The organism is Stenotrophomonas sp. Ste86, from assembly GCF_024519465.1.
GTDB lineage: Bacteria > Pseudomonadota > Gammaproteobacteria > Xanthomonadales > Xanthomonadaceae > Stenotrophomonas.
In genome coordinates, this window is the sequence record NZ_JALJRW010000035.1 from 1 (window position 1) to 22639 (window position 22639).

Genomic DNA, 22639 nt, shown 5'->3' on the forward strand with positions numbered 1-22639 from the left:
ACCACAATCTAGCTGGCCGGCCGTGCGCCTTCTCCCCTCAGATGGGAGAAGAACCCTTTATTTCGCCTCCAAGGGCATGGGCGCCCAGCGCCCGACCCACCGACCAGCGCCAAGAAAGCCTAGGTTCCGCTTAGCTCCGCAAGCCGAGCCCCGTAGCGGGCGGTAGGCTCCTGGGCAAAATAAAGGAGGAGGCCGCCAGGCCGGGGGACATTTGCGCCAGGGGCCTACCGGTCGCTACGGGGCCCTGACGCTCGCGAAAGGCGCAAGCGAAGACGTCACCTGATCCACGCCACTCTTGGACAAACCAACCGCCGCGCGCCCTCTACTGCGGCAGTTGCAACAACACGCTCCCCCTATTCCTTGGGAGAAAAAACGAAAAACCCGCCTTTCGGCGGGTTTTTCGTTGCAGCCGAGCATGGCTCGGCACTACCGATTCAACGCGACTTACGCCCAGCCAAACAGCTCGAACAGGCGCAGGATCAGGTACGCACAGCCGCCGGCGGCCGGGATGGTCAGGATCCAGGCCCAGACGATGCGCTCGATCACGCCGAAGCGCAGCGAACGCGGGTTCTTGGCGTAGCCCACGCCCATGATCGCGGTGGAGATGCTGTGCGTGGTCGAGACCGGCATGCCGAAGTGCGCCGCCAGGGTCAGGATCGTGGCCGAGCTCGTCTCCGCGGCGAAGCCGTGGATCGGGTGCAGCTTGACCATCTTGTGGCCCAGGGTCTTGATGATCTTCCAGCCGCCCGACGCGGTACCGGCGGCCATCACCACGGCGCAGGTCAGCACGATCCACATCGCGATGCCGTCACCGGCGCTCGCGTCCGGATGCATAAAGGCCAGCCACGACGGCAGGTCGTTCAACGCACCGGTCGCTTCGGCGCCGATCAGGGTCATGGCGATGATGCCCATGGTCTTCTGCGCATCGTTGTGGCCGTGAGCAAAGCCCATGTAGGCCGCCGAGGCGATCTGTGCCTTGCCGAAGAACGCATTGACGATGCGCGGCCGCGCCATGCGCCCGAGCCAGCCACCGGCCTTGGCCATGCCGGCGATGATCGCCCACAGCAGCAGCATCACCAGAATGCCGAGCAGGAAGCCCGCGATCGGCGAGGTGATCATCGGCAGGAACACCTTCCACAGCAGGCCCTTGTTCTGGGCCCAGGTGCCGATGCGTTCGGACCAGATCAGCGCATCCCAGTTGTTGTGGGCCGCGGCCAGGCCGGCGCCGCACAGGCCGCCGATCAGGGCGTGCGAGGATGAGGACGGCAGCCCCTTCCACCACGTGATCAGGTTCCAGATGATGCCGCCCAGCAGCGCGCACAGGATCACCTGCGGGGTCACATCGACCACGTTGGTGTTGAGCAGGCCCGAGGCGATGGTCAGCGCCACGGCGGTGCCGGTCAGGGCGCCGATGAGGTTCATGAAGGCCGCGAGCATCACCGCCCAGCCGGGCGAGAGCACTTTGGTCGCCACCACGGTGGCGATGGAGTTGGCGGTGTCGTGGAAGCCGTTGATGAACTCGAAGACGAGCGCGGCCAGGATCACCACCAGGACAAGGGTCAGCATGCTGTGGCGTCCGTCAGCTGTTCTTCAGCACGATCTGGTACGCCACCACACCGGCCTCGCGGCACCGGTCGATGGCCTTTTCCAGGATCTCGAAGAACTCCTTGAGCAGGAACATCTGCAGGTTGTCCAGGCGGCCGGAGTAGATGTCGCGGTACAGCTCGAGCATCAGCCGGTCGGCCTCGTTCTCCAGCGAGCGCAGCCGCTCGTTGAGCGCGGTCATCCGGTCCAGGTTCATGTGGCGCAGGTCGTTGACCATCTCCACCACCACGCTGGCGGCCTGCTCGAGCATCGCCGCGCGCGGCGCGAAATCGATGTGCTCCAGGTGCTGGGTGGCCAGCGAATAGCGGTCGGCGAACTTCTCGACCTGCTTGGGAATCTTGTACAGCGCCGAGCCCAGCGCTTCGATGTCCTCGCGCTCGATCGGGGTCATGAAGCTGTCCACCAGCGCCTGGCTGATCTTGTCCGAGGCGGCGCGTTCGCGCAGGCGGGCCAGCTTGAAGGCGTCCAGCGCAGGCTGGCGGTCGGCGTCGCGGAGCATCGCGTGCAGCGCCTTGGCGCTGTCCTGGGCGGCCTGGGCAGCCTCGTCCAGCAGGGTGTAGAACTGTTTGCCGGAGCCGAAAATGGTCTGCAGAGAGAACATTGAGAAACCTATTCGCCGTCGAGGAAGGACGGCACCGGGCGGAATTATGACGGTTTGATGTCCAATCCGGGTACTCCCCGTCATCTTCACGCTGGAACGGCCCAGTCTGAACGACTCTGGTTGCTCCCCTGCCCCGGCCTTTTGTTAAGATGCGCGGGCGCCTTCGGGCGCACTCTATGGACGACGACCCTTACCCCCCGCCGCACCGCCGCGCTTACGCGCCCTCCGGTAGCCGACATCGCTTGAACACGCCCTCCCTGCCACCAACCGGGGACGACGCCCGTGTTTGAACTGATTATTGTCCTGGCCCTGATCCTGCTCAACGGCTTCTTCGCCATGTCCGAGATGTCGGTCATGACCTCGCGCAAGAGCCGCCTCAAGCAGATGGCCAGCACCAGCAAGCGCGCCGAGCGCGCCCTGGAACTTTCTGAAAAGCCGGAGAGCTTCCTCTCCACGGTCCAGATCGGGATCACCCTGATCGGCATCCTGACCGGCGTGTTCGGTGGCGAGGCGATCGGCCTGGCCATCGCGACGTGGCTGCACGGGATGTTCCCGGCCTTTGCCTATTCGGGTGAGGTGGGCAAGGCGCTGGCGGTGGCCCTGATCACCTTCCTGACGCTGATCTTTGGCGAACTGGTGCCCAAGCGACTGGCGATCACCCGCTCGGAGGATATCGCCGGCCTGGTCGCCTGGCCGATGGGCTGGCTGTCACGGATCGCCTTCCCGGCGGTCTGGCTGCTCTCGCACAGCACCCGACTGGTGCTGCGCGTGCTGGGCCTGGGCAAGGACGAGGCCGCGTCGGTGACCGAAGAAGAGATCCGCATGCTGGTGGCCGAGAGCCACGAGGCCGGCGTGATCGACGCGCACGAGCGCGACATGATGAACCGGGTGATGCGCCTGGGCGACCGCACCGCCGACAGCCTGATGACCCCGCGCAACCGGATCGCCTGGCTGGACACCATGGCCGACCCGGAGAAGAACATCGCCACCATGCGCGAGAACGAGTTCTCGCGTTACCCGGTGTATCGCGGCAACGACCAGGACATCGTCGGCGTGCTGGAAGTGAAAAGCCTGGTCACCCGGCTGGTGCGCGATGACCATTCGCTGTTCCAGAACCTGCGCGAACCGCTGTACGTGTCCGAGTCCACCCATGCGATGAAACTGCTGGAGATCTTCCGCGAAGAACAGCAGTCGATGGCGCTGGTGGTGGACGAGTACGGTGAAATCCAGGGCCTGGTGACGATCAGCGACCTGATGGGCGCGGTGGTCGGACGCCTGCAGTCGGTGGAAAACGTGGACGAGGACGCGCTGGTGGTGATGCGCGAAGACGGCTCGTTCCTGGTCGATGGCTCGTTGTCGATCGAGGACCTGCGCGAACTGATGGGCAACGCCGAGCTGCCCGATGGCGAGGACGGCGACTACTACACGCTGGCCGGCATGTGCATCCACTACTTCGGGCGCATCCCGCACGCGGGCGAGTACTTCGACTGGGCCGGCTGGCGCATCGAGATCGTGGACCTTGATGGCGCGCGTGTGGACAAGCTGCTGCTGCGCACGCTGTCCGAAGAAGAGACCGATGAACTCACCGGCTGATCCGCCGACCCCGGCGCCGGGTCCGGACGAGTACCGCAACGAGGGCATCCGGACCCTGCTGGCGATGTTCGACCAGGGTGATCCGGACGCACGGCTGCTGCTGGGCAAGATCCTCCAGGACCTGCAGCAGAGCGCGTTCGGGGTGTTCCTGTTCGTGGCGATCCTGCCGGCGTTCATCCCGATCCCCGGCGTGGCCGGCGCGGTGAGCGGTCCGTTGATCCTGTTGATCGGGGCGCAGATGCTGTTCGGCCTGCATCGGCCGTGGCTGCCGAAATTCATTGCCCGCCGCGGGCCCAGGCGCGGCACGATGCACCGTTTCCTGGCGCGCATCGACAGGCCGCTGCGGCGCCTGGACCGGCTGCTGAAGCCGCGCATGCCGGCACTGGTGGTGCCGTATCCGGCGCATGCGTTCACCGGGCTGCTGCTGATCCTGGTCGCGGTGCTGCTGTCGCTGCCGATTCCCTTCACCAACTACCTGTTCGGCTTCCAGCTGCTGTTGTTCGCGCTGGCGCTGCTCGAACGCGATGGGATGTTGATGCTGTTCAACTGGATCGGCGCGGTCGCCGCAGTGCTGTTCTTCGGATTCAGCTCGGGCCAGCTGCTGAGCTACACGGTGGAGCAGTTCCAGCGCTGGTTCTGAGGCGCCGGGTAGAGCCGACCGTGGGTCGGCTGCACCCCGGCCACCGGGACGTCATGCCCCGGGCTTGAGATCCACGGTGCCCGTATCGGACAACGTACCGGGATCATCGGTCACCGCCGACAACACGAAATACAGCGCTTTGCCCAGCAAGCCGCCCGGGCCATCCCAGTACTCGGCCGATTCGGCGCTGACGTGGATCAGGCGCAGGTTGGGATCGTCCTTGCCGCCCGGGAAGAACACCTTCATCGCCGGCGACCACAGTTCCTCGATCTTGGCGCGGTCATCCACCACGCGCGCGGTGCCGGAGACGGACACATAGGTGTTGCCCGACGGCGAGGAGTAAGACACGTTGACGCGCGGATTGAGCGCCAGTTCGGCCACCTTGGGGCTGTGAGCTTCGGTGGCGAACCACAGGTCACCGTCGAATTCGACTTCCTGGGTGCCGAGCGGGCGGCTGTACAGACGCCCATCGACGCCGACGGTAGTGAACATGGCGATGTCGACATCGCGGATCATGCCGGCGAGTTGTTTGATGTGCTGTTGGCGATCGAGCTCTGCCATGGGGTAACTCCTGCAACGGGAGCCACCATCACAGCCGATCGGCAGCCACGGCCGTGTGAATCGCAGGGTCACACCACCTTCGCATCCTTCCCGGGTAGAGCCACGCCATGCGTGGCTGCACTCTTCAACAAGGCCGGAATTGCGTCAGCCACGCATGGCGTGGCGCTTAACTGTTCGCCTTCCACGCCTGCATCGCCAGACCGAACGAACGCTTGCGTGCGGCGTGGTCGTAGATGTTGGCGGTGATCAGGATTTCATCGGGTTTGTGCCGCGCGGCGAACGCCGCCATGCCCTCGCCGACTTGGCGCACATCGCCCACCACCGCGCAGGCCAGTGCGCTCTGCACCCCCTGCTTTTCATGCGGCTGCCAGAACGCTTCGATGTCGTCGATCGGCGGCGGGATCAGGCCGGGCTTGCCACGGCGCAGATTGACGAAACTCTGCTGCTGGGTGGTGAACAGGCGCTTGGCCTCCGCTTCGGATTCGGCGGCGACCACGTTCAGGCCAAGCACCGCGTACGGCGCGTCCAGATATTGCGAACGACGGAACTCGCTGCGGTACACCGCCAGCGCCTGGTCCATCGCATCCGGGGCGAAGTGCGAGGCGAAGGCGAAGGGCAGGCCCATCGCGGCAGCCAGGCGAGCGCTGAACAAGCTGGAGCCAAGCAGCCACACCGGCACCGGGATGCCCGCGCCGGGCACGGCACGCACCGCCTGGCCGGCCTGCGCCGGTTCGAAGTAGTGCAGCAGCTCGCGCACGTCCTGCGGGAACTGGTCGGCGCTGTCGAAGTAGCGACGCAGCGCGCGGGCGGTGGGCTGGTCGGTGCCGGGCGCACGGCCCAGGCCGAGGTCGATGCGGTCCGGATACAGCGAGGCCAGGGTGCCGAACTGCTCGGCCACCTGCAGCGGCGAGTGGTTGGGCAGCATGATCCCGCCGGCGCCGACGCGGATGCGGCGGGTGCCACCGGCCACGTGGCCGATCAGCACCGCAGTGGCGGCGCTGGCGATGCCGGGCATGTTGTGGTGTTCAGCCAGCCAGTAGCGATGGAAGCCCCAGCCCTCGGCGTGCTGGGCCAGGTCCAGCATGTTGGCGAAGGCCTGGGTCGTGTCACTGCCCTCACAGACCGGGGCCAGATCAAGAATCGACAGTTGCATGCGCGCGTTCCATCCAGAAGTCATGCCACCGACATGGGGCCGGCGCTGACGTGCCGCCAGTGCCGGCAGCGGGACGCTGATTCCTGCGGTTCGGGTTCGTGAGGTTGCCCGATGAAGCTCGGGCCGCAGGTTGCTGGGCTGCCGAGCATGGCTCGGCACTACCTGAAACAGGTGACCGGCCGCCCCGGCACCCTCGGAAAACCGCCCTCAGGCCGCCCCGGTCCCCGGTTGATCAACCAGCGGCTTCAACTCGGCGTCCAGCGCCACGCGCTCATCGAACACGAAACAGCGGCCCGCATACCCTTCACCACCCACCGCCTCGAAATAACCGAGGATGCCGCCGTCCAGCTGCAGCACGTTGTCCATGCCGTCATTGCGCATCCACAGCGCGGCCTTCTCGCAGCGGATGCCGCCGGTGCAGAAGCTGACCACGGTGCTGTCACGCAGGGCCTCTCGGTGCGGAGCCAGCGCATCCGGCAGGTCGGTGAACTTGGTAATGGGCAGCACCAGCGCATCCTGGAAGGTGCCGTACTCGATTTCCTGGGTGTTGCGGGTATCCAGCATCACCACCGGCTTGCCGGCATCGTCGTGACCCTGGCGCAGCCAGCGCTGCACGGTGGCCGGGTCGACGGACGGGGCGCGCGGATAGGCCAGCGGCTGGCCGTCATCGATGCGGAAGCTGATGATTTCCGGCTTGACCTTGGCCTTGAGCCGCGCGAACGGCTGCATCTGGCTGTAGCTGGTCTTGACCCGCAGCCCGGCAAAACGCGGGTCGGCCTGCAAAGGGGCGTAGAAGCCGTCGATGCCCGGCTCACTGCCGGCCAGGAACAGGTTGATGCCCTCGCCCGCCACCAGGATGGTGCCGCGCAGCCCTGCCGCGGTTGCCCGCTCCAGAAGGGTCGCGCACAGCGCATCCGGGTCGGCGATGGGGGTGAAGTGGTAGGCGGCGGTATTGGCGATCATCGGCCCATTATAAATCGCGCCGGCCGCACCGCCGGGCCCACCGCCGGCGGTGATTCAGCCCCGCAGCAGTACGAACGGCAGCAGTACCAGCGCCGCCGCAGCCAGCATGCCCAGCAGCATGGCGACCACGAACAGCGGTCGACGCTGGAGGAGGCTGCCGAAGGTTTCGGCGGTGCCATCACGCAGCGCGGCCTCCCGTTCGGCACGCACGCGCACGCCGCGGGCCTCCTGGTAGGGCGCCATCAGCGCCTTGGCGCGCGGCAGGTCGTCATTGTCGCGGATCCAGATTCCGCCCCAGGAGATGCCCCACGGGCTGGGTTCGGTGCGGTAATGGGCGATGCCCGCCTGGTCCAGCAGGGCAGTCACGTCCTGGATTTCATCGTCCGCGACGTAGCGCAGGTTGAGCAGCAGTTTCGACATGTGCCCATGATAGCGCCCGGCGATGCGCTACCCTTGCGTCCCGTTTTTGCGATCCGGAGCCGCCATGCGTCGCCTGTCCTCCTACCTGCTTGCTCCCCTGGCACTGCTGGCGCTCGCCGGCTGCACCCCGCCTGGCCCGCCGCCGGGTGGCAGCATCGCCCAGTTCGAGAAGATCGATACCCAGCCGGGCACTGGCGCCGAGGCCACGCCAGGCAACAAGGTCACCGTGCATTACACCGGTTGGATCTATGACGAGCGCGCCGCTGACAAGCATGGCGAGAAGTTCGACAGCTCGGTCGACCGTGGCGAACCCTTCACCTTCAACCTGGGCCAGGGCCAGGTCATCAAGGGTTGGGACGAAGGCTTTGCCGGCATGAAGGTGGGCGGCAAGCGCACCCTGATGATCCCGGCCGAGTACGGCTACGGCGACCGTGGCGCCGGCCCGATCCGCCCCGGTTCTTCGCTGGTGTTCGATGTCGAGCTGCTCGACGTCAAGCCGAACTGAGTTTGCCGCATGCGTAGTCCAGACAGCGCGCCGCATCGCGTGGCGATCATCGGCGGTGGCCCGGCCGGGCTGATGGCCGCCGAAACCGTGCGCGCCGCCGGCCACCACGTCGATGTGTATGAAGCCAAGGGGTCGCCGGGACGCAAGTTCCTGATCGCCGGCAAGGGCGGTTTGAACCTGACGCATTCGGATCCGCACGCGCTGTTCGTCTCGCGCTACCGCGAGCGCGCGGCCGACGTGGGCGCATGGCTGGCCGATTTCGACGGGCCGGCGCTGCGCGGGTGGGCCCACGGATTCGGGGTGGACACCTACGTGGGCAGCTCGGGCCGGGTATTCCCGGTCGACCGCAAGGCCGCCCCGCTGCTGCGCGGCTGGGTGCGCCGCTTGAAGGAACAGGGCGTGCGCCTGCATGTGCAGCACCGCTGGACCGGCTGGCAGGACGATGGCGCACTACGTTTCGACACGCCCAACGGCGAGGTGGACGTGCACGCCGATGCGGTGGTGCTGGCGATGGGCGGCGGCAGCTGGCCCGAGCTGGGTTCCGACGCCGCATGGGTGGCGCCGCTGGCCGCGCGTGGCGTGGACATCGCTCCCCTGCAGCCGGCCAACTGCGGCTTCGACATCGACTGGACCACCTACTTCCGCGAGCGCCAGGCTGGCGCCCCGTTGAAGCCGGTGGTGGCCTACTGGACCGCGCTGGACGGCCAGCTCCGGTCGCAGCAGGGCGAGTGCGTGATCAGCGCCGACGGTATCGAGGGCAGCCTGATCTATGCGATGGCCGCCGACCTGCGCGACACCCTCGCCCGCGACGGCCGGGTGCACCTGCACCTGGACCTGCTGCCGGGCCAGACCGAAGCGCAGGTCCTGGACAAGCTGCAACGTCCGCGCCAGGGCCGCAGTTTCGGCGAGCACCTGCGTCGCCAGCTGGGCCTGGGCGGGGTCAAATCGGCGCTGCTGTTCGAAATCCTGGGCAAGGACGCCGGTCAATTGCCACCGCCGCGCATCGCCGCCGCTCTCAAGCGCCTGCCGCTGCCCCTGCTGCGCCCGCGTCCGATCGCGGAGGTGATCAGCAGCGCCGGTGGCGTGCGGCTGGAAGCGCTCGATACGCAGCTGATGCTGCGCGATCTACCGGGTACTTTCTGCGCCGGCGAGATGCTGGACTGGGAAGCGCCGACCGGGGGCTACCTGCTCACTGCCTGCTATGCGAGCGGGTTGCGGGCGGGCCGCGGGGTGGTGGAGTACCTGCGCAACCTGTGACCGGCTGTGCCGGCCGTTGGCCGGCGCTGCCGGATGCGTCCGACGGTGTTGCGGAGCCGGCCAGCGGCCGGCACTACCTTGGTGCTTCTGACGATGCTGAGGAGCCGGCCAGCGGCCGGCACTACCTTGGTGCTTCTGACGATGCTGAGGAGCCGGCCAGCGGCCGGCACTACCTTGGTGCTTCTGACGATGCTGAGGAGCCGGCCAGCGGCCGGCACTACCTTGGTGCTTCCGGCGGTGCTGAGGAGCCGGCCAGCGGCCGGCAATAGCGGGGTGGTTGCGACGGTGGTGCGCGCCGGCCGGGATCAGCCGCGTTGCATGCGCACCGAGGCCAGGGCGACGCCACTGGGGTGCGCGTAGGTTTCTTCGCGCAGCGGTTTGAATCCGGCACGCTGGTAGAACGGCACCGCGTTGAGCGAGGCCGACAATACCAGCGGGCGGGTCGGATCGGCCAGCGCCTGCAGCGCGTGCATGAGCACGCTGCCGATGCCACGCCCGCCGTAGTCGGGGTCGACAAACAACGCATCGATTTCGTTGCCCTGCTGATCGATCACGCCATAGCCCAGCAGCGTGCCCGCATCGTCCTCGGCGACGATGCAGCCGCCCTGTCCGATCAGCTCACGATAATGCGCCGGCGGCGGCGACGCTGCCCATGGCGCTATCACTTCGGGCGGATAGGCTGCGCTACACAGCTCGCGCACGCAGCGGGTGCGCAGCACCCACAGGGCATCGGCCTCCTCCGGGCGTCCACGCCGCAATATCGGGCCCTGCCCGGCTGCATGCGCGTCCTGTGGCGGTCCGACCGCATCCGCCATCAGCGCGACTTGCTCGTGCGCAGCGCCTGGATCCGCGCCGGCGGCTGGAACGAATCACTGCGCGCATCGCCCCAGTAATCATGGAACACGGCGTGATCGGGCACCTGCCGCAGCAGCTCGCCCGGACTCAGATAACGGTACAGCGAGGCCAGCGAGCGGATTTCCACCGGCGACACCCGCCGCAGGATGTGCTCAGGTCCCAGCTCGGACGGGTGGTTCAAGCCGGCCGCGCACAGCAGGTCGCGCAGCGCGCGCACGGTGTTGTCGTGGTAACTGTGCACGCGGGTGGCTTTGTCCACGGCATCCAGGTGACGCCAGCGGTTCGGGTTCTGGGTGGCGATACCGGTCGGGCACTTGTCGGTGTGGCAGCTCAGCGACTGGATGCAGCCCAGCGCGAACATGAAGCCACGCCCGGCATTGCACCAGTCCGCGCCAAGCGCGATGGTGCGGGCGATCTCGAACGCACTGGTCACCTTGCCGGCCGCGCCGATCCTGATGCGGTCGCGCAGGTCCAGCCCGACCAGGGTGTTGTGCACCAGCAGCAGCGCTTCGTGCATTGGCACGCCGACATGGTCGACGAACTCGGCCGGGGCCGCACCGGTACCGCCTTCGGCGCCATCGACCACGATGAAGTCCGGCAGCAGCCCGGTTTCCTGCATGGCCTTGGCAATACCGAACCACTCCCACGGATGTCCGATGGCCAGCTTGAAGCCGACCGGCTTGCCACCGGACAGCTCGCGCAGCCGCGCCACGAACTGCAGCAGCTCCACCGGGGTACTGAACGCGGAATGCTTGGACGGCGACACACACTCCACGCCCACCGGCACGCCGCGGGTGATCGCGATTTCCGCGCTGACCTTGGCTGCCGGCAGCACCCCGCCATGACCGGGCTTGGCGCCCTGCGACAGCTTGATCTCGATCATCTTGACCTGGTCATGGGTGGCGTTGGCGACGAACTTCTCTTCGCTGAAGTGCCCATCATCGCCCCGGCAACCGAAGTAACCCGAGCCGATTTCCCAGACCAGATCACCGCCCATTTCCCGGTGATACGGCGAAATCGAGCCTTCGCCGGTGTCATGGTAGAAACTGCCACGCCGCGCGCCTTCGTTGAGTGCGCGGATCGCATTGGCCGACAGCGAGCCGAAGCTCATTGCCGAAATATTGAACACGCTGGCCGAATACGGCTTGGCGCAGTTGGGCCCGATCAGCACGCGGAAATCGCTGTGCGCGATCTCGGTCGGCGCCAGCGAATGGTTGATCCACTCGTAGTCCACCGCATAGGTGCTGCGCAGCGTACCGAACGGCACCACGTCCATTTCATTCTTGGAGCGCTGGTAGATCAGCGCGCGCTGCTGCCGCGAAAACGGCACGTCCTCCAGGTCGCTCTGCACGAAGTACTGGCGGATCTCCGGGCCGATCGATTCCAGCCCGTAACGGAAGTGCGCCATCACCGGGTAGTTGCGACGCAGCGTGCTGCGTTTCTGCAGCAGATCCCAGGTGCCCAGGAGGGCGAGCGCGGCGGTCACGCCCACGCCCCAGTACCAGGCCGGCCAGATCGTGGCCAGCCACAGGCAGACCGGAAACAGCAGGATGGCGAGCATGTAAACCAGGTAACGATGCATGGCTTTCCTCGATCAATAACGCGTTCGAGTCTACAACCGGCCGTCCACCACGTCCCGCGGCCATACCGACTTGACGTCGTAGACCACGCCACCGGGCGCGAGCAGCGCGCCGATGGCGGCGGCATCGAAGGCGCGGAACTGGTCATGCGCCACCGCCAGTACCACCGCGTCGAACGCGCCGGGCGCGGCCTGCTCCACCCAGTGCACGCCACTGCCAGCCAGCGCCGCCGGGCCTACCCAGGGGTCCTGCACGTCCACGTGCGCGCCACTGGCCTGCAGGGTCTGCGCCAGCTCCAGCGCACGGCTGTTGCGCAGGTCCGGGCAGTTCTCCTTGAACGTCACCCCAAGCACCAGGATGCGCGCGTCGGACGGTGCCTTGTCGCGCCCGGCCAGCAGGGCCAGCACACGCTGCGCCACGTGGGCGCCGACCCGGTTGTTGACCTGGCGGGCGGTGTGGATCAGATCCGGGTGGTAGCCCACGCTCTCGGATTTGTGCAGCAGGTAATACGGGTCCACGCCGATGCAGTGGCCGCCGACCAGGCCGGGGCGGAACGGCAGGAAATTCCACTTGCTGCCGGCCGCGTCGAGCACGTCCTGGGTATCGATGCCGAGCCGGTCGAAGATCAACGCCAGCTCGTTGACCAGCGCGATGTTGACGTCGCGCTGGATGTTCTCGATCACCTTTGCCGCTTCGGCCACGCGGATCGACGGTGCCGGCCAGGTGCCGGCGGTGATGATCCCGGCGTAAAGCGCATCGACCACCGCGGCGACCTCGGCGGTCGACCCGGAGGTGATCTTGCGGATGTCCGCCAGGCGCCGCTGGCGATCCCCCGGGTTGATCCGCTCCGGGCTGTAGCCGCAGTAGAAATCCTCGTTGAAGCGCAGGCCAGAACCGGCTTCCAGCAGCGGCACGCACACTTCTTCGGTGGTGCCCGGGTACACGGTGGATTCGTAGATGACCAGGTCGCCCGGCTTGAGCACGTTGGCAATCAGCGTGGAGGCGCTGCGCAGCGGTGCAAGGTCCGGCTGCTCGAAGGCGTCGATGGGGGTCGGCACGGTCACGATATAGACGTTGCAACCGGCCAGCTCGGCCGGGTCGTGGCTGTAACGCGCCTGCACCGCCGCCGCCAGTTCGTGCGGCTCCATCTCCAGGGTGTGGTCGTGGCCACGCTGCAGTTCCTGTACGCGCGCACGATCGATGTCGTAGCCCACGGTGGGCTGGCGGCACCCGAAGGCAACGGTCAGCGGCAGGCCGACGTAGCCCAGCCCGATCACCGCGATCCGCGCCTGCACGGCAGCGCCGATAGCGGCGGCCATCAGCCCTGCCTCCGCGCGGGATCGGCACGGAAAGCGCAACGCAGGAAGCAGGAAGAACTCATGGAGGGGGCTGCGCCAGGGAACGAGTAGTACAAGCCTAACGCGGGAGCACCGCCGCCACAAAGAACAAAGCCGCCGTCCGCGGAGAGTACGGACGACGGCCAACAAGTGGTCCAGCTGCGGTTACTACCCTTTCAGAACAGCCTGACGGAATTTCCGCAGGACCGGTCACAGCTGGTAGGAAGATAGTAGGCAACCACTCGTGAGAATCGTGTTACGAGTAAAGAACCGTTCCGTTACGAGCCCAGCATCACCGCCGCCGGCTCCAGCTCACCCGACACGCCGGTCCACAATTCAAGCAGCCGTGCAAAGCCGACCGGGCCGTGCCCGTCGAACGCCGGGGCCACATTGAAGCCTTCCCAGGGCCGTTCGATCATGCCGGTGAGCACAGCCGGTTCGATCGCCGCGGAGGTCATCGTCCAGCGCGGGAAATGCCGGGTGGCCACGGTTCCCCGCGCCAGTTCGCGCAGGTGCAGATGGCTTCGCGCATTGGCCACCCGCTGGTAGACCGAATCGACGCCGTCTTCGGGTCCCTCGAAGTACTGCAGGAAACGGGTGCCATCGAACATCAGCACCCCGGTGACGCCGGCCACCTTGTTGAAACTGGATGCCGCCATCAGGATCCGATCGATATCCGATGCCTGGATCCCTTCAAAGGCGACGCTGGTATAGGCGATCGCACGCAATGGCATGCTCGTGTAGCCCCCTGTTGACTACCCAGACTATGCCACGAAGCTGTACACCCAGGTCGATGAGAACTGTGCGCGCCAGCACACGCTGACCTGCGTCCAGATGCCGCAGGCTCAGGGCGCTTCCACCTGGAAGCCGTCCTGCTCCAGACGGGCGAGGTAGCCGCCCGGCTGCACCAGCGTATGCACCGGGACGACCGCGAAGGTCGTCGCGTTGCGAGCCAGTGCCGCGCGCGCCACCTGAAGCCACTTGTCGGCCGCCTGCTGCTCCACGCCCAGCAGCCCACGGCGCCGACCGAACTCGCTGTCGGCGACCGCGCCGACGCAGGCGTCGTACTGGCTCTGCACCGCCAGCCGCTGCAGCGCCTCTGTGTCGCCCACCGACCACGCATTGGCGCGTTCCACCAGCAGCGGCAACTGGTGTTCCACCACGTCCAGGGTGCGCTGGAAGCACTGCACGTCCTGCAATGTGCTGGCGCGCACTTCCTTGAGTGCCTGGCGCGGATCATCGACCTTGATCACCACCCGGGTCACCACCGGCTTCAACCCGCGCGCCTTGTAGGCCTTGTCCAGAATGGCGGACACCGGCGTGCCGCGGCCGAGCCCGACCGACTTCAACGCTTCGGCATACAGGCGGGTCGCCGCGACCAGCGGACGGTCCTTTTCCACCCCGCCGTCGCGGCCCAGATAGCGTTGTTTGAGCGGCAGCCAGCGCGCGTACAGCGGCGCCGGCAGGATCTCCTCCAGCCGTCGCCCCTGCGGATCGTGTGCGGCCTTCATTGCCGAAGGCAACAGGGTCAGGCCCTTGAAGAAGCCGACGTCGGCATCGACGGTCCAGCCCGGGGTGCCGAGCACTTCGCCGGCGCTGGCGATCACCGCCCGGACCTCATCGGCACGCCACTCCAGCTTGGCCGGGAGCGGCGACACCGTGCCCAGAATCCACAGCACATGCCCGTTGCCGGCGGTCACCTTCCACATGCCCGGTCCGGGCTGTACGCCGGACACCACCACCGGTGCCAGATCAACCACCGTCGGCGGCGTGCCAGGGGGCGGGCTCTGCGCCTGCACCCCCGTTGCCCATGCCATCGCCGCTACGAGCATGCATGCCATCCGTGTCCGTGCCGCGCTGGCCATGTTGCCTTGCCTGTGTTGGGGGTCGAGCGCAGCCTACGGGGGCGCGCGCACGGCTGCGTAAAGTTTGCGTTTGGCCGCCGCACGCATAATGCAGCGACCGGTCACAAGGAGAATGCCCATCGACACCCTGCGCAACGCCCAGACCCTCGCCCGCCGCGCCCACGCCAGCCAGATCGACAAGGCCGGCCAGCCCTACATCGGCCACGTCGCACGCGTGGCTGCCCGCGTGCAGGGGGATGCCGACGCCGAAGCGGTGGCCTGGCTGCACGATGTGGTCGAAGACTGCCCTGCGTTCTCCGCCGAGGTGGCATCGTTCCCTGCGCACATCCGTGCCGCGGTGGCGTGCCTGACGCGGCGCAAGGATCTCCCTGCGGAGGACTACTACGCCGCCATCCGCGCCAACCCGCTGGCGTTGAAGGTCAAGCTGGCCGACATCGCCGACAACAGCGACCCGGCCCGCCTGCGCTACCTGCCGGCCGAGGTGCAGCAGCGATTGGCCGACAAGTACGCGCACGCGCTGCTGGCACTGGGCGCTGCGCTGCCGTCGGCTCCGGCCTGATCACCCCGCCGCGGCGGCACGCCCCGTCATCGCGGCGTCGGCGCATCCCGGTAAGGCTCTTCGAACGGGCGGAAGTCCTGCTCGGCCAGGGCACCCGCCACCCACTGCTGCACACCCGCCAGCGCCAGCACCGCATCCAGGTAGCGCTGGACGCGAGGCGTGACCGGCAGCGAATAGGTCGTCAGACGCATCACCACCGGCGCGAAGAACGCATCGGCGATACTGAAACGATCGAACAACAGCGCACCGTCATGCCGCGCGAGCAGGTCCTCCCACAACGACTGCACCCGCTGCAGGTCTTCGACCACCGCCGGTCGCTCGCGCAGCACGCGCGCGCCGACATCGGGCAGGCTCGCCTCGATATTCATCGGGAAGTACTGGCGTAACGCACCAAAGCCGCTGTGCATCTGCGCGCAGACGCTGCGTGCGCGTGCGCGCTCGGCCACCGCCTGCGGCCACAGGTGCTTGTCCGGGAAACGTTCGGCCAGGTACTCGGCGATCGCCAGCGTGTCCCACACCACCAGATCGCCATCCACCAGCACCGGCACCGTGGCCGAGGGCGACAGCGCCGTGGCCTGGCGCTTGAACTGCGAATCCGGATCGAAACTGTCGAAGCGCAGCAGCACTTCGTCGAACGCGATCCCGGCCTGGGTCATCAGCACCCACGGGCGCATCGACCAGGACGAGTAGTTCTTGTTGCCGATATGGAGGGTGAGCATGACGGTCGCTGCGCGGGCAGGAAGGGAACCGCCATGCTAGCGGCAAAAACCACCGCGTTTGCGTCACACCGTTGGTGCCCGGAGCCGGAATCGAACCGGCATGGAGTTGCCTCCGGCGGATTTTAAGTCCGATGCGTCTACCAGTTTCGCCATCCGGGCCACGGCGCGCATAGGGTGCCTGATCCGGCCCGATTTGGGAATGCGACGGCTCACAGGTCGGGCATGCCCACCTGCGCGGGGTCGTCGGGGTGATAGAGGATGCGCGCCCGTTCGCGTGGGACGCGGTCCAGGTCCAGCAGGCTGATCACCTTGCGCACGGTAGCGGTATGCGCGCGGCCCTGGCGGTCCTCGAACGCCAGGCTGAATTCGACCTCCGGCTGCTGATTGACCTCCGCCCCGGTCTGGCGCACCTGTACGACCCGTGCCTCGGTGCCGACGCCACGGTAGTTCAACGCCTCGGCACGGCGATCAATCCCGACCCTGCGGGTAAACAGCCAACCCAGCAGCAGATAGACGCACAGGCTCGCCGGCATGACGATCAGCGGGTGCCACGGCGTGAGGAAGGTCCATCCCTGCCCCTGGCTCTGGTCGCTCCACGACCACGCGTAGTAGCCCAGCAGCGCCGCCAGCAGGAGCACACCGATCACGCCGCGCCGGATCACCCGCGCATGGTCCACTTCCGGCATTGCCGCCTCCAGCAGCAGGTTCGGGTAGCGGCCAGGATCGTCGCTGAGCAGTGCGTCGAGGGTGTTGCCCACGGCGAAGCGGTGCAGCTGCGGCTTGCTGTCCACGGCCAGCATCTCGTCCTGGATCGGCGTGCCCGACAGGTTGTCGAAGGCCAGGGTCAGGTTCCAGACCGGCCAACCGCGCAGGCGCCGCCCGGTGTCCTTCGCCTGCACCACGCGTGCCCGGCGGCGTATCGCCGCGCGCTGGATCGCCTGCGAAGGCGCCCGCGCCCGGAACGGGGCCACCAGCAGCGTCCACGCATAGGCCCAGGCCAGCAGTGACCACAGCGCTGTCGACACGGCCAGCAACAGCCCGCCCCATCCCGGCGCGACCCGATCGACGTCGTCCACCGGATAACCGAGCGTGTAATACAGGATGCACGGGAACGCGATCGCAAAGAACAGCAGGTACACCGCCCAGAAATACAGCTTCTTCTTCATGCACCGCACCGCTGACCTGCGATCAGATGGCCCGCGAGTAGCGCGCCGGCTGATCCGGGCGTGCCAGGTAGCGGTCGAAGCACATCGCCAGCAGGCGCAGCAGTGGTCGACCGCGTTCGGTGGTGCGCACCACGCCGTCGGTGTACTCGGCCAGGCCATCGCGCTGCAGGGCATCGAGCGCGACCAACGCATCGGCAAAGTACGCCTCGAAGTCAACGCCATGCCGCCGCGCCAGTGCGCCACCGTCCACTTCCCCCTGGCACATCAGCTGGCCGATCAGCTCGGCGCGCAGCACATCGTCGGCGTCCAGCTGCAGGCCGCGCCAGACCGGCAGGCGCCCCCCATCCACGGCCGCCTCCCAGCCCGGCAGCTCGCGCGGGTTCTGGCTGTAGCTGTCACCGATATGGCTGATCGCACTGGCGCCCAGTCCGACCAGGTCGGTGTCGGCATGGGTGGTGTAGCCCATGAAGTTGCGGTGCAGCTGGCCGGCACGCTGCGCCTGTGAGAGGTCTTCGTCGGGCAGCGCGAAGTGGTCCATCCCCACGTACTGGTACCCGGCCAGCGACAGCCGGCGCACCGCCAGTCCCAGCAGGGCCAGCTTCTGTTCGGGGCTGGGCAGTGCCTCGTCGGGGATCTGCCGCTGCGCCTTGAACAGCTGCGGCAGGTGCGCATACCCGTAGATGGCCAGGCGGTCCGGGCGCTCGCGCAGCACCGTTTCCAGGGTCTGCGCGAAACCGGCGAGGGTCTGGTGCGGCAGCCCGTAGATGAGGTCCACGTTGACCGAGCGCATGCCGTGGTCGCGGCAGGCGCGCAGGATGTCCAGCGTCTGCTCCACGTCCTGCACGCGGTTGATCGCCCGCTGCACCACCGGATCGAAATCCTGGATACCCAGGCTGGCGCGGTTGAAACCGAGCGAAGCGAGCGTGGCGATGTCGGCGCGGCTGACGAAGCGCGGGTCCAGTTCGATCGAGAAATCGCGGCTGACCGCGCTGCTGAAACGAAAGCGCTGGCGCAGCCCGTCGACCAGTTCGCGCAGCTGCGCGGCAGCGAGGAAGTTCGGCGTACCACCGCCAAGGTGCAGCTGGATCACCTCGCGCGAGACATCGAACAACGGTGCGATCTGGTCCGCCTCGCTCAGTACGCGCGCCACGTAGGCCACGCCCTTGCCGTGGTCGCGGGTAATCACCCGGTTGCAGCCGCAGTAGAAGCACGGGCTGCTGCAGTACGGCACGTGCACGTACAAGGACAACGGACGGGCGCTGGCGTTGCTGGCGCTGATCGCCGCGCGCAGCTGGTGCTCGCCGAAGCCATCGTGGAAATGCGGCGCGGTCGGATAGGAGGTGTAGCGCGGGCCGGGCCGGTCGTGGCGACGCAGCAGTTCCGGGTCGAAGTGCCAGGCAAGCCCGGCGGCGGCAGGCGAGATCGTGTCCATGCCTGACAGCTTGCGCGCGCAGCCGGACGCGCGCATTGCGCCAGATCAATCCAGCCGCGACGCCCCGACCACCGGCAACTGCGGCCAACGCAACATCTGGAACCGGCGCCAGAAGGTATCGGCGATGCGCGCAGCGACATCGTCGGCCAGGCGCTGCATCGGCGCATTGCCACATTCGGCGGTGGTCTGCTGGAACAGCGCCAGCCACCGGTCGAACAGATCGCGGTCCAGTTCGTCCATGGCCATGTGCTTGGGCATCGGCGCGCCACTGAAACGGCGGGTGCCGCGCAGCATCGCCGACCAGAAATCGACCAGGTGCGCCAGGTGCGCGTCCCAGTCGTCCACGCGCGCGGTGAACACCGGGGCCAGACGCGGCTCGTCGCGCACGCGCGCATAGAAATCGTGGACCAGCCGGGTGACCTGGTCTTCGCTGCACAACGCCAGCGAGGGCGCGGGCATCGGGAAGGGGGCTGGATCCGGCATGGCGTTCCTCTACGGCCGATGGTGGCCAGCATGCGCGCAGGGGCAGCGCAGCGGCTTTGATCAGAATCAATGTCGGCGCCGATCGCGCGCCCTAGTCTGTGAGTCCAGACAGGCTGCGCGCGCCCGGTCCACGACCGCCGGGAGTATAGCCGCGCCCTGCCCCTCCCTCCTGACCGTGGCTGCAATGACCGACCTGCACGACCCGCCCGAGGCCAGCCGGCGCCGGCTGCTCATCCAGCACTGGGGCGCCATCCTGTGGCCCAGTTTCGTCGCCGCCGGCCTGGCCAGCATGGTGTTCTTCGCCTTCGTCGATCCGCTGCGGTTGCGCGACATCAGCTTTCCGCAGCACGCGATCAGCCGCGAGCTCGGCTATACGCTCGGCTTTTTCATGTTCTGGGCGGTGACCGCTGCGGCCAGCAGCGTCACCTGGTATCTGTTGCGGCCGCTGCGCCGCGACGACGACGATGTGCCGTTGGGTTGACCATGCCCGCACGCCTCCATCTGCATCTGGTGCCGCCGCCTGCAACGCCCTTGCCGCGTCCGCGCGCCGCACTGCGCTGGCGCGCGCTGCTCTCGTCCACGCTGCTGGCCGGCTTCTATCTGCTGCCGTGGCTGCGCTGGGAGGGCCGCCAGGCGCTGTTGTTCGACCTGCCGAACCGCCGCTTCGATCTGTTCGGGCTGACCCTGTGGCCACAGGACCTGGGCGTACTGCTCGGATTGCTGGCGGTACTCGCCGTCGGCCTGGTGCTGCTGACCAACGTGGCCGGGCGGGTCTGGTGCGGCTACGGCTGCCCGCAGACGCTGTGGAGCGGCATGTTCGGCTGGATCGAACGCAGCAGCGCCCGGCGCCTGCGCCAGCCAGCGCTGGCGCGCGTGGTGAAGCACCTGGCTTGGGCCCTGCTGGCGCTGTGGACCGGGGTGACCTTCGTGGGCTTGTTCAGTCCGATCCGTGACCTGGTCGCGGGCCTGTGGCCACCGGACTGGAGTGGCTGGGAGACGTTCTGGGTGGTGTTCTATGCGCTGGCCACGTGGGGCAATGCCGGCTTCCTGCGCGAGCAGGTCTGCATCGACCTGTGCCCATACGCGCGGCTCTGCCCGAGCCTGTGCGATACCGATACGCCCCAGGTGCACTACGACGCACGCCGTGGCGAACCGCGCGGCCCGCGTGCGCCCGGACAGGGCGCGGTGACGCAACGCGGGCGCGGTCTGCTCGATCCGGTCAGTGCCAGCGACTACGCCTTCCGCGCCGCGCACCCGGCCCTGGCCGGGCCGATGCCGCACTTTCCCGACGACCGTCTGGGCGATTGCGTGGACTGCGAGGCCTGCGTGGCGGTCTGCCCGATGGCGCTGGATATCCGCAGCGGGCCGCACCCCGATTGCATCGCCTGCGGTGCCTGCATGGATGCCTGTGATGCGCAGATGCGCGCATGGCACTTCCCGACCGGGCTGATCGCCACTGCCAGCCCCAATCGGGTACAGCAGCACGCACGCCGCTGGCTGCGACCGCGCACGCTGGCAGCCCTCGGCACCCTGCTGGTGCTGCTGGGCATCGGTGTGCATCGGTTCTAAACGGCGGCATCCCCGCTATGCGCCTGCCATCGATCGACGGCGCCGGTCCCCCAACCGGTATCAGCGTGTGCCGGTGGTCCGCGGCGGCACCATCTGCGCGCGCCGGACGATGCCCAGCTGCTCGATGATCAACGCCAGCTCGTTGGTGACCTGGGTGCGACTGCGACCCTTGGGCACCAGCCGTTCCAACACCTGTTGATAGGTGGTCCAGAATTCCGGGCCGCAGCCGTGCTTGCTGTAACTGGCTTCCAGCTCGGTGCGCACGCCATCAGCCAAGTCATGTACGCCGTATTGCATACGACCTCCCTTGGACTTGCCCTGCATTGGAGACGAGCAACCACCCTGTGTGCAGCTTGCCGCGCAAAAGTAACAAAGACAGCGAAGGATTCACTTGCATTTCACCCAAAATTTGCACGGTCTTCGCGCCAAGTCAATCGGCACACCGATTTGGGCAACAGCGTCGCTGAACCGTTCACACTCTCTTCGCCCCCTTGAGCAGGCAGCATGCGCAGGATGTGTTGACAGGGTGATGTCAGTAAACCGCTGCAGATGCAGCGATTGCAGCCCTTGCGACATCGCGTAGCAAGGGTGGGCAGGATGCCGTCAGTCCAGTCGGCCGCTTACGACGCCATCCGCCAGGCGCCGTAGAGACCGATCGCGATCCCCACCAGCAACAGGGTCCAGACCAGGCCGTTGAAGCGCTTGAGTGCGCGGCCGAGCACCAGCGAGAACCCGATGCCGGCCAGCCCGATCAACAGCCAGATCACGCCACTCACATTGCTGGGCGAATCCCAGAACGAACCGGGCACACCGGCGGCGGCGAACAACAGGGCCAGAGCCATGGCAGAACCTCACAGAACTATCGATGCCCATCTTGGGCAGGCGTTCGTCCTGAACGGGTGAAGGCTGCGCAGGCGAGTCGCGGGGATCAGCTGACGGTATGCGGCTGCAGCGGCGGCGGCGCCACGTCCAGGGCACGCGCTACCAGCGTGAGCAATTGCTCCAGCCCACTGCCCGCCATCGAGCCGTCATCCATGCGACGGGCAAAACCGGCCCAGTCGCCGATCGCCAACTGCCGGATCAGCGCTGTGTCGACGGCCAGCCAGCGCATCCCCCAGTAAGGGAAGCTGCGTTGCGGTACTGGGCCGCGGTTCAACTCGATGATGGCGCGGTGGCTACGGGCATGCAGGATGCGCTCGTGCACGGCGGCAATGCCGTCCTCTGGACCCTCGTAGTACTGCAGGAAGCGTTCGCCATCGAACAGCAGCACGCCGGTGACCCCGGCGAGCGTGTTGAACCGAGCCGCGTCCTCGACCAATACATCCAGACCGGCAGTGGACAGGTCTGCGGACGCCTCGCTGACGTAGGCGATCGCACGAAGGGGCATGGGCTTGATCCTGAAAGTGACGCGTCATGCTGTCACTTTCAGCCACCTGAATAAAGCGCCGCACTGAATAGTTCAGATTGCCAGCATCGGCAACGTTCGTCGCGGCGTTGCCGCAGCGCCTACGACACGATCGCATACGCGGAAACGCAAAAAGCCCGCTTGCGCGGGCTTTGAGCGTATCTCGATCTGGAGGCCTGGACGGGAATCGAACCCATCTCAACGGATTTGCAGTCCGGTGCATAACCACTCTGCCACCAGGCCGGTGACCTTACCGCTTACCGGGAAATCATACCCCGATAAAACAAGACCCCGAGAACGGGGCCTGGTCTGGATGTGGAGCGGGAAACGAGACTCGAACTCGCGACCTCAACCTTGGCAAGGTTGCGCTC

At 67.1% G+C, this 22639-nt stretch carries 25 protein-coding genes and 2 tRNA genes; 7 read left to right on the forward strand and 20 right to left on the reverse strand.

Features of this window, described 5'->3' with window-relative positions:
* Positions 1 to 444: 444 nt before the first annotated feature.
* Positions 445 to 1566, reverse strand: a complete 1122-nt coding sequence (locus NR101_RS18595; RefSeq protein ID WP_256776142.1) for an inorganic phosphate transporter — start codon at positions 1564 to 1566, stop codon at positions 445 to 447.
* 13 nt (positions 1567 to 1579) lie between these two features.
* Positions 1580 to 2206 carry a DUF47 family protein gene (locus tag NR101_RS18600; RefSeq protein WP_256776143.1) on the reverse strand — a complete coding sequence of 209 codons (627 nt, stop codon included), beginning with the start codon at positions 2204 to 2206 and terminating at the stop codon, positions 1580 to 1582.
* A 282-nt stretch (positions 2207 to 2488) separates the two neighbouring features.
* Here NR101_RS18600 and NR101_RS18605 point away from each other — a divergent pair, with 282 nt between their 5' ends.
* Both NR101_RS18605 and NR101_RS18610 read left to right on the forward strand, forming a co-directional pair.
* Positions 2489 to 3799 carry a hemolysin family protein gene (locus NR101_RS18605; protein ID WP_256776144.1) on the forward strand — a complete coding sequence of 437 codons (1311 nt, stop codon included), beginning with the start codon at positions 2489 to 2491 and terminating at the stop codon, positions 3797 to 3799.
* Positions 3783 to 4439 carry an exopolysaccharide biosynthesis protein gene (locus NR101_RS18610; RefSeq protein ID WP_256776145.1) on the forward strand — a complete coding sequence of 219 codons (657 nt, stop codon included), beginning with the start codon at positions 3783 to 3785 and terminating at the stop codon, positions 4437 to 4439. Before NR101_RS18605 ends, NR101_RS18610 begins: the two co-directional genes overlap by 17 nt.
* Positions 4440 to 4490: 51 nt before the next feature.
* On the opposite strand, the gene NR101_RS18615 is transcribed toward NR101_RS18610, so the two are convergent.
* The 4 genes from NR101_RS18615 to NR101_RS18630 all read right to left on the reverse strand — a co-directional run bounded on the left by NR101_RS18615 (position 4491) and on the right by NR101_RS18630 (position 7536).
* A complete protein-coding gene (locus NR101_RS18615) occupies positions 4491 to 5000 on the reverse strand; it encodes a pyridoxamine 5'-phosphate oxidase family protein (protein WP_256776146.1) in 510 nt (169 codons plus the stop codon).
* A 166-nt stretch (positions 5001 to 5166) separates the two neighbouring features.
* The gene (locus tag NR101_RS18620; RefSeq protein ID WP_256776147.1) at positions 5167 to 6153 is read right to left on the reverse strand and encodes an LLM class flavin-dependent oxidoreductase; all 987 of its coding nucleotides are present in this window, start codon (positions 6151 to 6153) and stop codon (positions 5167 to 5169) included.
* Between the two features lie 207 nt (positions 6154 to 6360).
* Positions 6361 to 7116, reverse strand: a complete 756-nt coding sequence (locus tag NR101_RS18625) for a sulfurtransferase (protein WP_256776148.1) — start codon at positions 7114 to 7116, stop codon at positions 6361 to 6363.
* A gap of 54 nt (positions 7117 to 7170) precedes the next feature.
* Complete coding sequence (locus NR101_RS18630; protein ID WP_256776149.1) at positions 7171 to 7536, reverse strand: DUF6164 family protein; 366 nt, start codon at positions 7534 to 7536, stop codon at positions 7171 to 7173.
* 64 nt (positions 7537 to 7600) lie between these two features.
* On the opposite strand from NR101_RS18630, the gene NR101_RS18635 reads away from it, so the two are divergent.
* Complete coding sequence (locus tag NR101_RS18635; protein WP_256776150.1) at positions 7601 to 8041, forward strand: FKBP-type peptidyl-prolyl cis-trans isomerase; 441 nt, start codon at positions 7601 to 7603, stop codon at positions 8039 to 8041.
* A gap of 9 nt (positions 8042 to 8050) precedes the next feature.
* Complete coding sequence (locus NR101_RS18640) at positions 8051 to 9298, forward strand: TIGR03862 family flavoprotein (RefSeq protein WP_256776151.1); 1248 nt, start codon at positions 8051 to 8053, stop codon at positions 9296 to 9298.
* 305 nt (positions 9299 to 9603) lie between these two features.
* Here the strand turns inward: NR101_RS18640 and NR101_RS18645 are convergent, their stop codons facing one another.
* From NR101_RS18645 to NR101_RS18665, 5 genes are all read right to left on the reverse strand, one after another.
* On the reverse strand, positions 9604 to 10113 hold the full coding sequence (locus tag NR101_RS18645) for a GNAT family N-acetyltransferase (RefSeq protein ID WP_256776152.1): 510 nt from the start codon (positions 10111 to 10113) through the stop codon (positions 9604 to 9606).
* A complete protein-coding gene (locus tag NR101_RS18650) occupies positions 10113 to 11735 on the reverse strand; it encodes an FMN-binding glutamate synthase family protein (RefSeq protein WP_256776153.1) in 1623 nt (540 codons plus the stop codon). The genes NR101_RS18645 and NR101_RS18650 overlap by 1 nt, the downstream gene beginning before the upstream one ends.
* Positions 11736 to 11765: 30 nt before the next feature.
* The gene (locus tag NR101_RS18655; RefSeq protein ID WP_256776154.1) at positions 11766 to 13052 is read right to left on the reverse strand and encodes a nucleotide sugar dehydrogenase; all 1287 of its coding nucleotides are present in this window, start codon (positions 13050 to 13052) and stop codon (positions 11766 to 11768) included.
* Positions 13053 to 13348: 296 nt separating this feature from the next.
* Positions 13349 to 13804 (reverse strand): BLUF domain-containing protein, encoded by a 456-nt coding sequence (locus NR101_RS18660; RefSeq protein WP_256776155.1) that lies wholly within the window; start codon positions 13802 to 13804, stop codon positions 13349 to 13351.
* Positions 13805 to 13915: 111 nt separating this feature from the next.
* Positions 13916 to 14911 carry a TraB/GumN family protein gene (locus NR101_RS18665; protein WP_306175624.1) on the reverse strand — a complete coding sequence of 332 codons (996 nt, stop codon included), beginning with the start codon at positions 14909 to 14911 and terminating at the stop codon, positions 13916 to 13918.
* A 136-nt stretch (positions 14912 to 15047) separates the two neighbouring features.
* Between NR101_RS18665 and NR101_RS18670 the strand changes: the two genes are divergently transcribed.
* Entirely contained in the window at positions 15048 to 15494 is a 447-nt protein-coding gene (locus tag NR101_RS18670) for an HD domain-containing protein (protein ID WP_256776157.1), read from the forward strand.
* A gap of 26 nt (positions 15495 to 15520) precedes the next feature.
* Here the strand turns inward: NR101_RS18670 and NR101_RS18675 are convergent, their stop codons facing one another.
* The 5 genes from NR101_RS18675 to NR101_RS18695 form a co-directional block, all read right to left on the reverse strand.
* Positions 15521 to 16213, reverse strand: coding sequence for a glutathione S-transferase family protein (locus tag NR101_RS18675; RefSeq protein ID WP_256776158.1), 693 nt, complete (start codon positions 16211 to 16213; stop codon positions 15521 to 15523).
* Positions 16214 to 16285: 72 nt separating this feature from the next.
* Positions 16286 to 16372, reverse strand: a tRNA-Leu gene (locus NR101_RS18680).
* 50 nt (positions 16373 to 16422) lie between these two features.
* A complete protein-coding gene (locus tag NR101_RS18685; RefSeq protein WP_256776159.1) occupies positions 16423 to 17379 on the reverse strand; it encodes a hypothetical protein in 957 nt (318 codons plus the stop codon).
* A gap of 22 nt (positions 17380 to 17401) precedes the next feature.
* The gene (gene hemN / locus NR101_RS18690) at positions 17402 to 18811 is read right to left on the reverse strand and encodes an oxygen-independent coproporphyrinogen III oxidase (protein WP_256776160.1); all 1410 of its coding nucleotides are present in this window, start codon (positions 18809 to 18811) and stop codon (positions 17402 to 17404) included.
* A gap of 45 nt (positions 18812 to 18856) precedes the next feature.
* A complete protein-coding gene (locus tag NR101_RS18695) occupies positions 18857 to 19294 on the reverse strand; it encodes a group III truncated hemoglobin (protein ID WP_256776161.1) in 438 nt (145 codons plus the stop codon).
* 184 nt (positions 19295 to 19478) lie between these two features.
* On the opposite strand from NR101_RS18695, the gene NR101_RS18700 reads away from it, so the two are divergent.
* Both NR101_RS18700 and NR101_RS18705 read left to right on the forward strand, forming a co-directional pair.
* Positions 19479 to 19775 (forward strand): hypothetical protein, encoded by a 297-nt coding sequence (locus NR101_RS18700; RefSeq protein ID WP_256776162.1) that lies wholly within the window; start codon positions 19479 to 19481, stop codon positions 19773 to 19775.
* A gap of 2 nt (positions 19776 to 19777) precedes the next feature.
* Positions 19778 to 20863 carry a 4Fe-4S dicluster domain-containing protein gene (locus NR101_RS18705; RefSeq protein ID WP_256776163.1) on the forward strand — a complete coding sequence of 362 codons (1086 nt, stop codon included), beginning with the start codon at positions 19778 to 19780 and terminating at the stop codon, positions 20861 to 20863.
* Positions 20864 to 20923: 60 nt separating this feature from the next.
* Here NR101_RS18705 and NR101_RS18710 read toward each other — a convergent pair whose 3' ends face one another.
* The 4 genes from NR101_RS18710 to NR101_RS18725 form a co-directional block, all read right to left on the reverse strand.
* Positions 20924 to 21160: a hypothetical protein gene (locus NR101_RS18710; RefSeq protein ID WP_256776164.1), complete on the reverse strand. Its 237-nt coding sequence runs from the start codon at positions 21158 to 21160 to the stop codon at positions 20924 to 20926.
* A gap of 323 nt (positions 21161 to 21483) precedes the next feature.
* Positions 21484 to 21705 carry a hypothetical protein gene (locus tag NR101_RS18715; protein WP_256776165.1) on the reverse strand — a complete coding sequence of 74 codons (222 nt, stop codon included), beginning with the start codon at positions 21703 to 21705 and terminating at the stop codon, positions 21484 to 21486.
* An 86-nt stretch (positions 21706 to 21791) separates the two neighbouring features.
* Positions 21792 to 22250 (reverse strand): BLUF domain-containing protein, encoded by a 459-nt coding sequence (locus NR101_RS18720; RefSeq protein ID WP_256776166.1) that lies wholly within the window; start codon positions 22248 to 22250, stop codon positions 21792 to 21794.
* Between the two features lie 187 nt (positions 22251 to 22437).
* Positions 22438 to 22511: transfer RNA gene (locus NR101_RS18725), tRNA-Cys, on the reverse strand.
* Positions 22512 to 22639 lie beyond the last annotated feature (128 nt).

Coding starts and splice junctions, on each gene's coding strand:
- NR101_RS18595 (WP_256776142.1), bottom strand. CDS start 1,566: ATGCTGACCCTTGTCCTGGTGGTGATCCTGGCCGCGCTCGTCTTCGAG.
- NR101_RS18600 (WP_256776143.1), bottom strand. CDS start 2,206: ATGTTCTCTCTGCAGACCATTTTCGGCTCCGGCAAACAGTTCTACACC.
- NR101_RS18610 (WP_256776145.1), top strand. CDS start 3,783: ATGAACTCACCGGCTGATCCGCCGACCCCGGCGCCGGGTCCGGACGAG.
- NR101_RS18615 (WP_256776146.1), bottom strand. CDS start 5,000: ATGGCAGAGCTCGATCGCCAACAGCACATCAAACAACTCGCCGGCATG.
- NR101_RS18620 (WP_256776147.1), bottom strand. CDS start 6,153: ATGCAACTGTCGATTCTTGATCTGGCCCCGGTCTGTGAGGGCAGTGAC.
- NR101_RS18625 (WP_256776148.1), bottom strand. CDS start 7,116: ATGATCGCCAATACCGCCGCCTACCACTTCACCCCCATCGCCGACCCG.
- NR101_RS18630 (WP_256776149.1), bottom strand. CDS start 7,536: ATGTCGAAACTGCTGCTCAACCTGCGCTACGTCGCGGACGATGAAATC.
- NR101_RS18635 (WP_256776150.1), top strand. CDS start 7,601: ATGCGTCGCCTGTCCTCCTACCTGCTTGCTCCCCTGGCACTGCTGGCG.
- NR101_RS18640 (WP_256776151.1), top strand. CDS start 8,051: ATGCGTAGTCCAGACAGCGCGCCGCATCGCGTGGCGATCATCGGCGGT.
- NR101_RS18645 (WP_256776152.1), bottom strand. CDS start 10,113: ATGGCGGATGCGGTCGGACCGCCACAGGACGCGCATGCAGCCGGGCAG.
- NR101_RS18650 (WP_256776153.1), bottom strand. CDS start 11,735: ATGCATCGTTACCTGGTTTACATGCTCGCCATCCTGCTGTTTCCGGTC.
- NR101_RS18655 (WP_256776154.1), bottom strand. CDS start 13,052: ATGGCCGCCGCTATCGGCGCTGCCGTGCAGGCGCGGATCGCGGTGATC.
- NR101_RS18660 (WP_256776155.1), bottom strand. CDS start 13,804: ATGCCATTGCGTGCGATCGCCTATACCAGCGTCGCCTTTGAAGGGATC.
- NR101_RS18665 (WP_306175624.1), bottom strand. CDS start 14,911: ATGGCATGCATGCTCGTAGCGGCGATGGCATGGGCAACGGGGGTGCAG.
- NR101_RS18670 (WP_256776157.1), top strand. CDS start 15,048: ATGCCCATCGACACCCTGCGCAACGCCCAGACCCTCGCCCGCCGCGCC.
- NR101_RS18675 (WP_256776158.1), bottom strand. CDS start 16,213: ATGCTCACCCTCCATATCGGCAACAAGAACTACTCGTCCTGGTCGATG.
- NR101_RS18685 (WP_256776159.1), bottom strand. CDS start 17,379: ATGAAGAAGAAGCTGTATTTCTGGGCGGTGTACCTGCTGTTCTTTGCG.
- hemN (WP_256776160.1), bottom strand. CDS start 18,811: ATGGACACGATCTCGCCTGCCGCCGCCGGGCTTGCCTGGCACTTCGAC.
- NR101_RS18695 (WP_256776161.1), bottom strand. CDS start 19,294: ATGCCGGATCCAGCCCCCTTCCCGATGCCCGCGCCCTCGCTGGCGTTG.
- NR101_RS18700 (WP_256776162.1), top strand. CDS start 19,479: ATGACCGACCTGCACGACCCGCCCGAGGCCAGCCGGCGCCGGCTGCTC.
- NR101_RS18705 (WP_256776163.1), top strand. CDS start 19,778: ATGCCCGCACGCCTCCATCTGCATCTGGTGCCGCCGCCTGCAACGCCC.
- NR101_RS18710 (WP_256776164.1), bottom strand. CDS start 21,160: ATGCAATACGGCGTACATGACTTGGCTGATGGCGTGCGCACCGAGCTG.
- NR101_RS18715 (WP_256776165.1), bottom strand. CDS start 21,705: ATGGCTCTGGCCCTGTTGTTCGCCGCCGCCGGTGTGCCCGGTTCGTTC.
- NR101_RS18720 (WP_256776166.1), bottom strand. CDS start 22,250: ATGCCCCTTCGTGCGATCGCCTACGTCAGCGAGGCGTCCGCAGACCTG.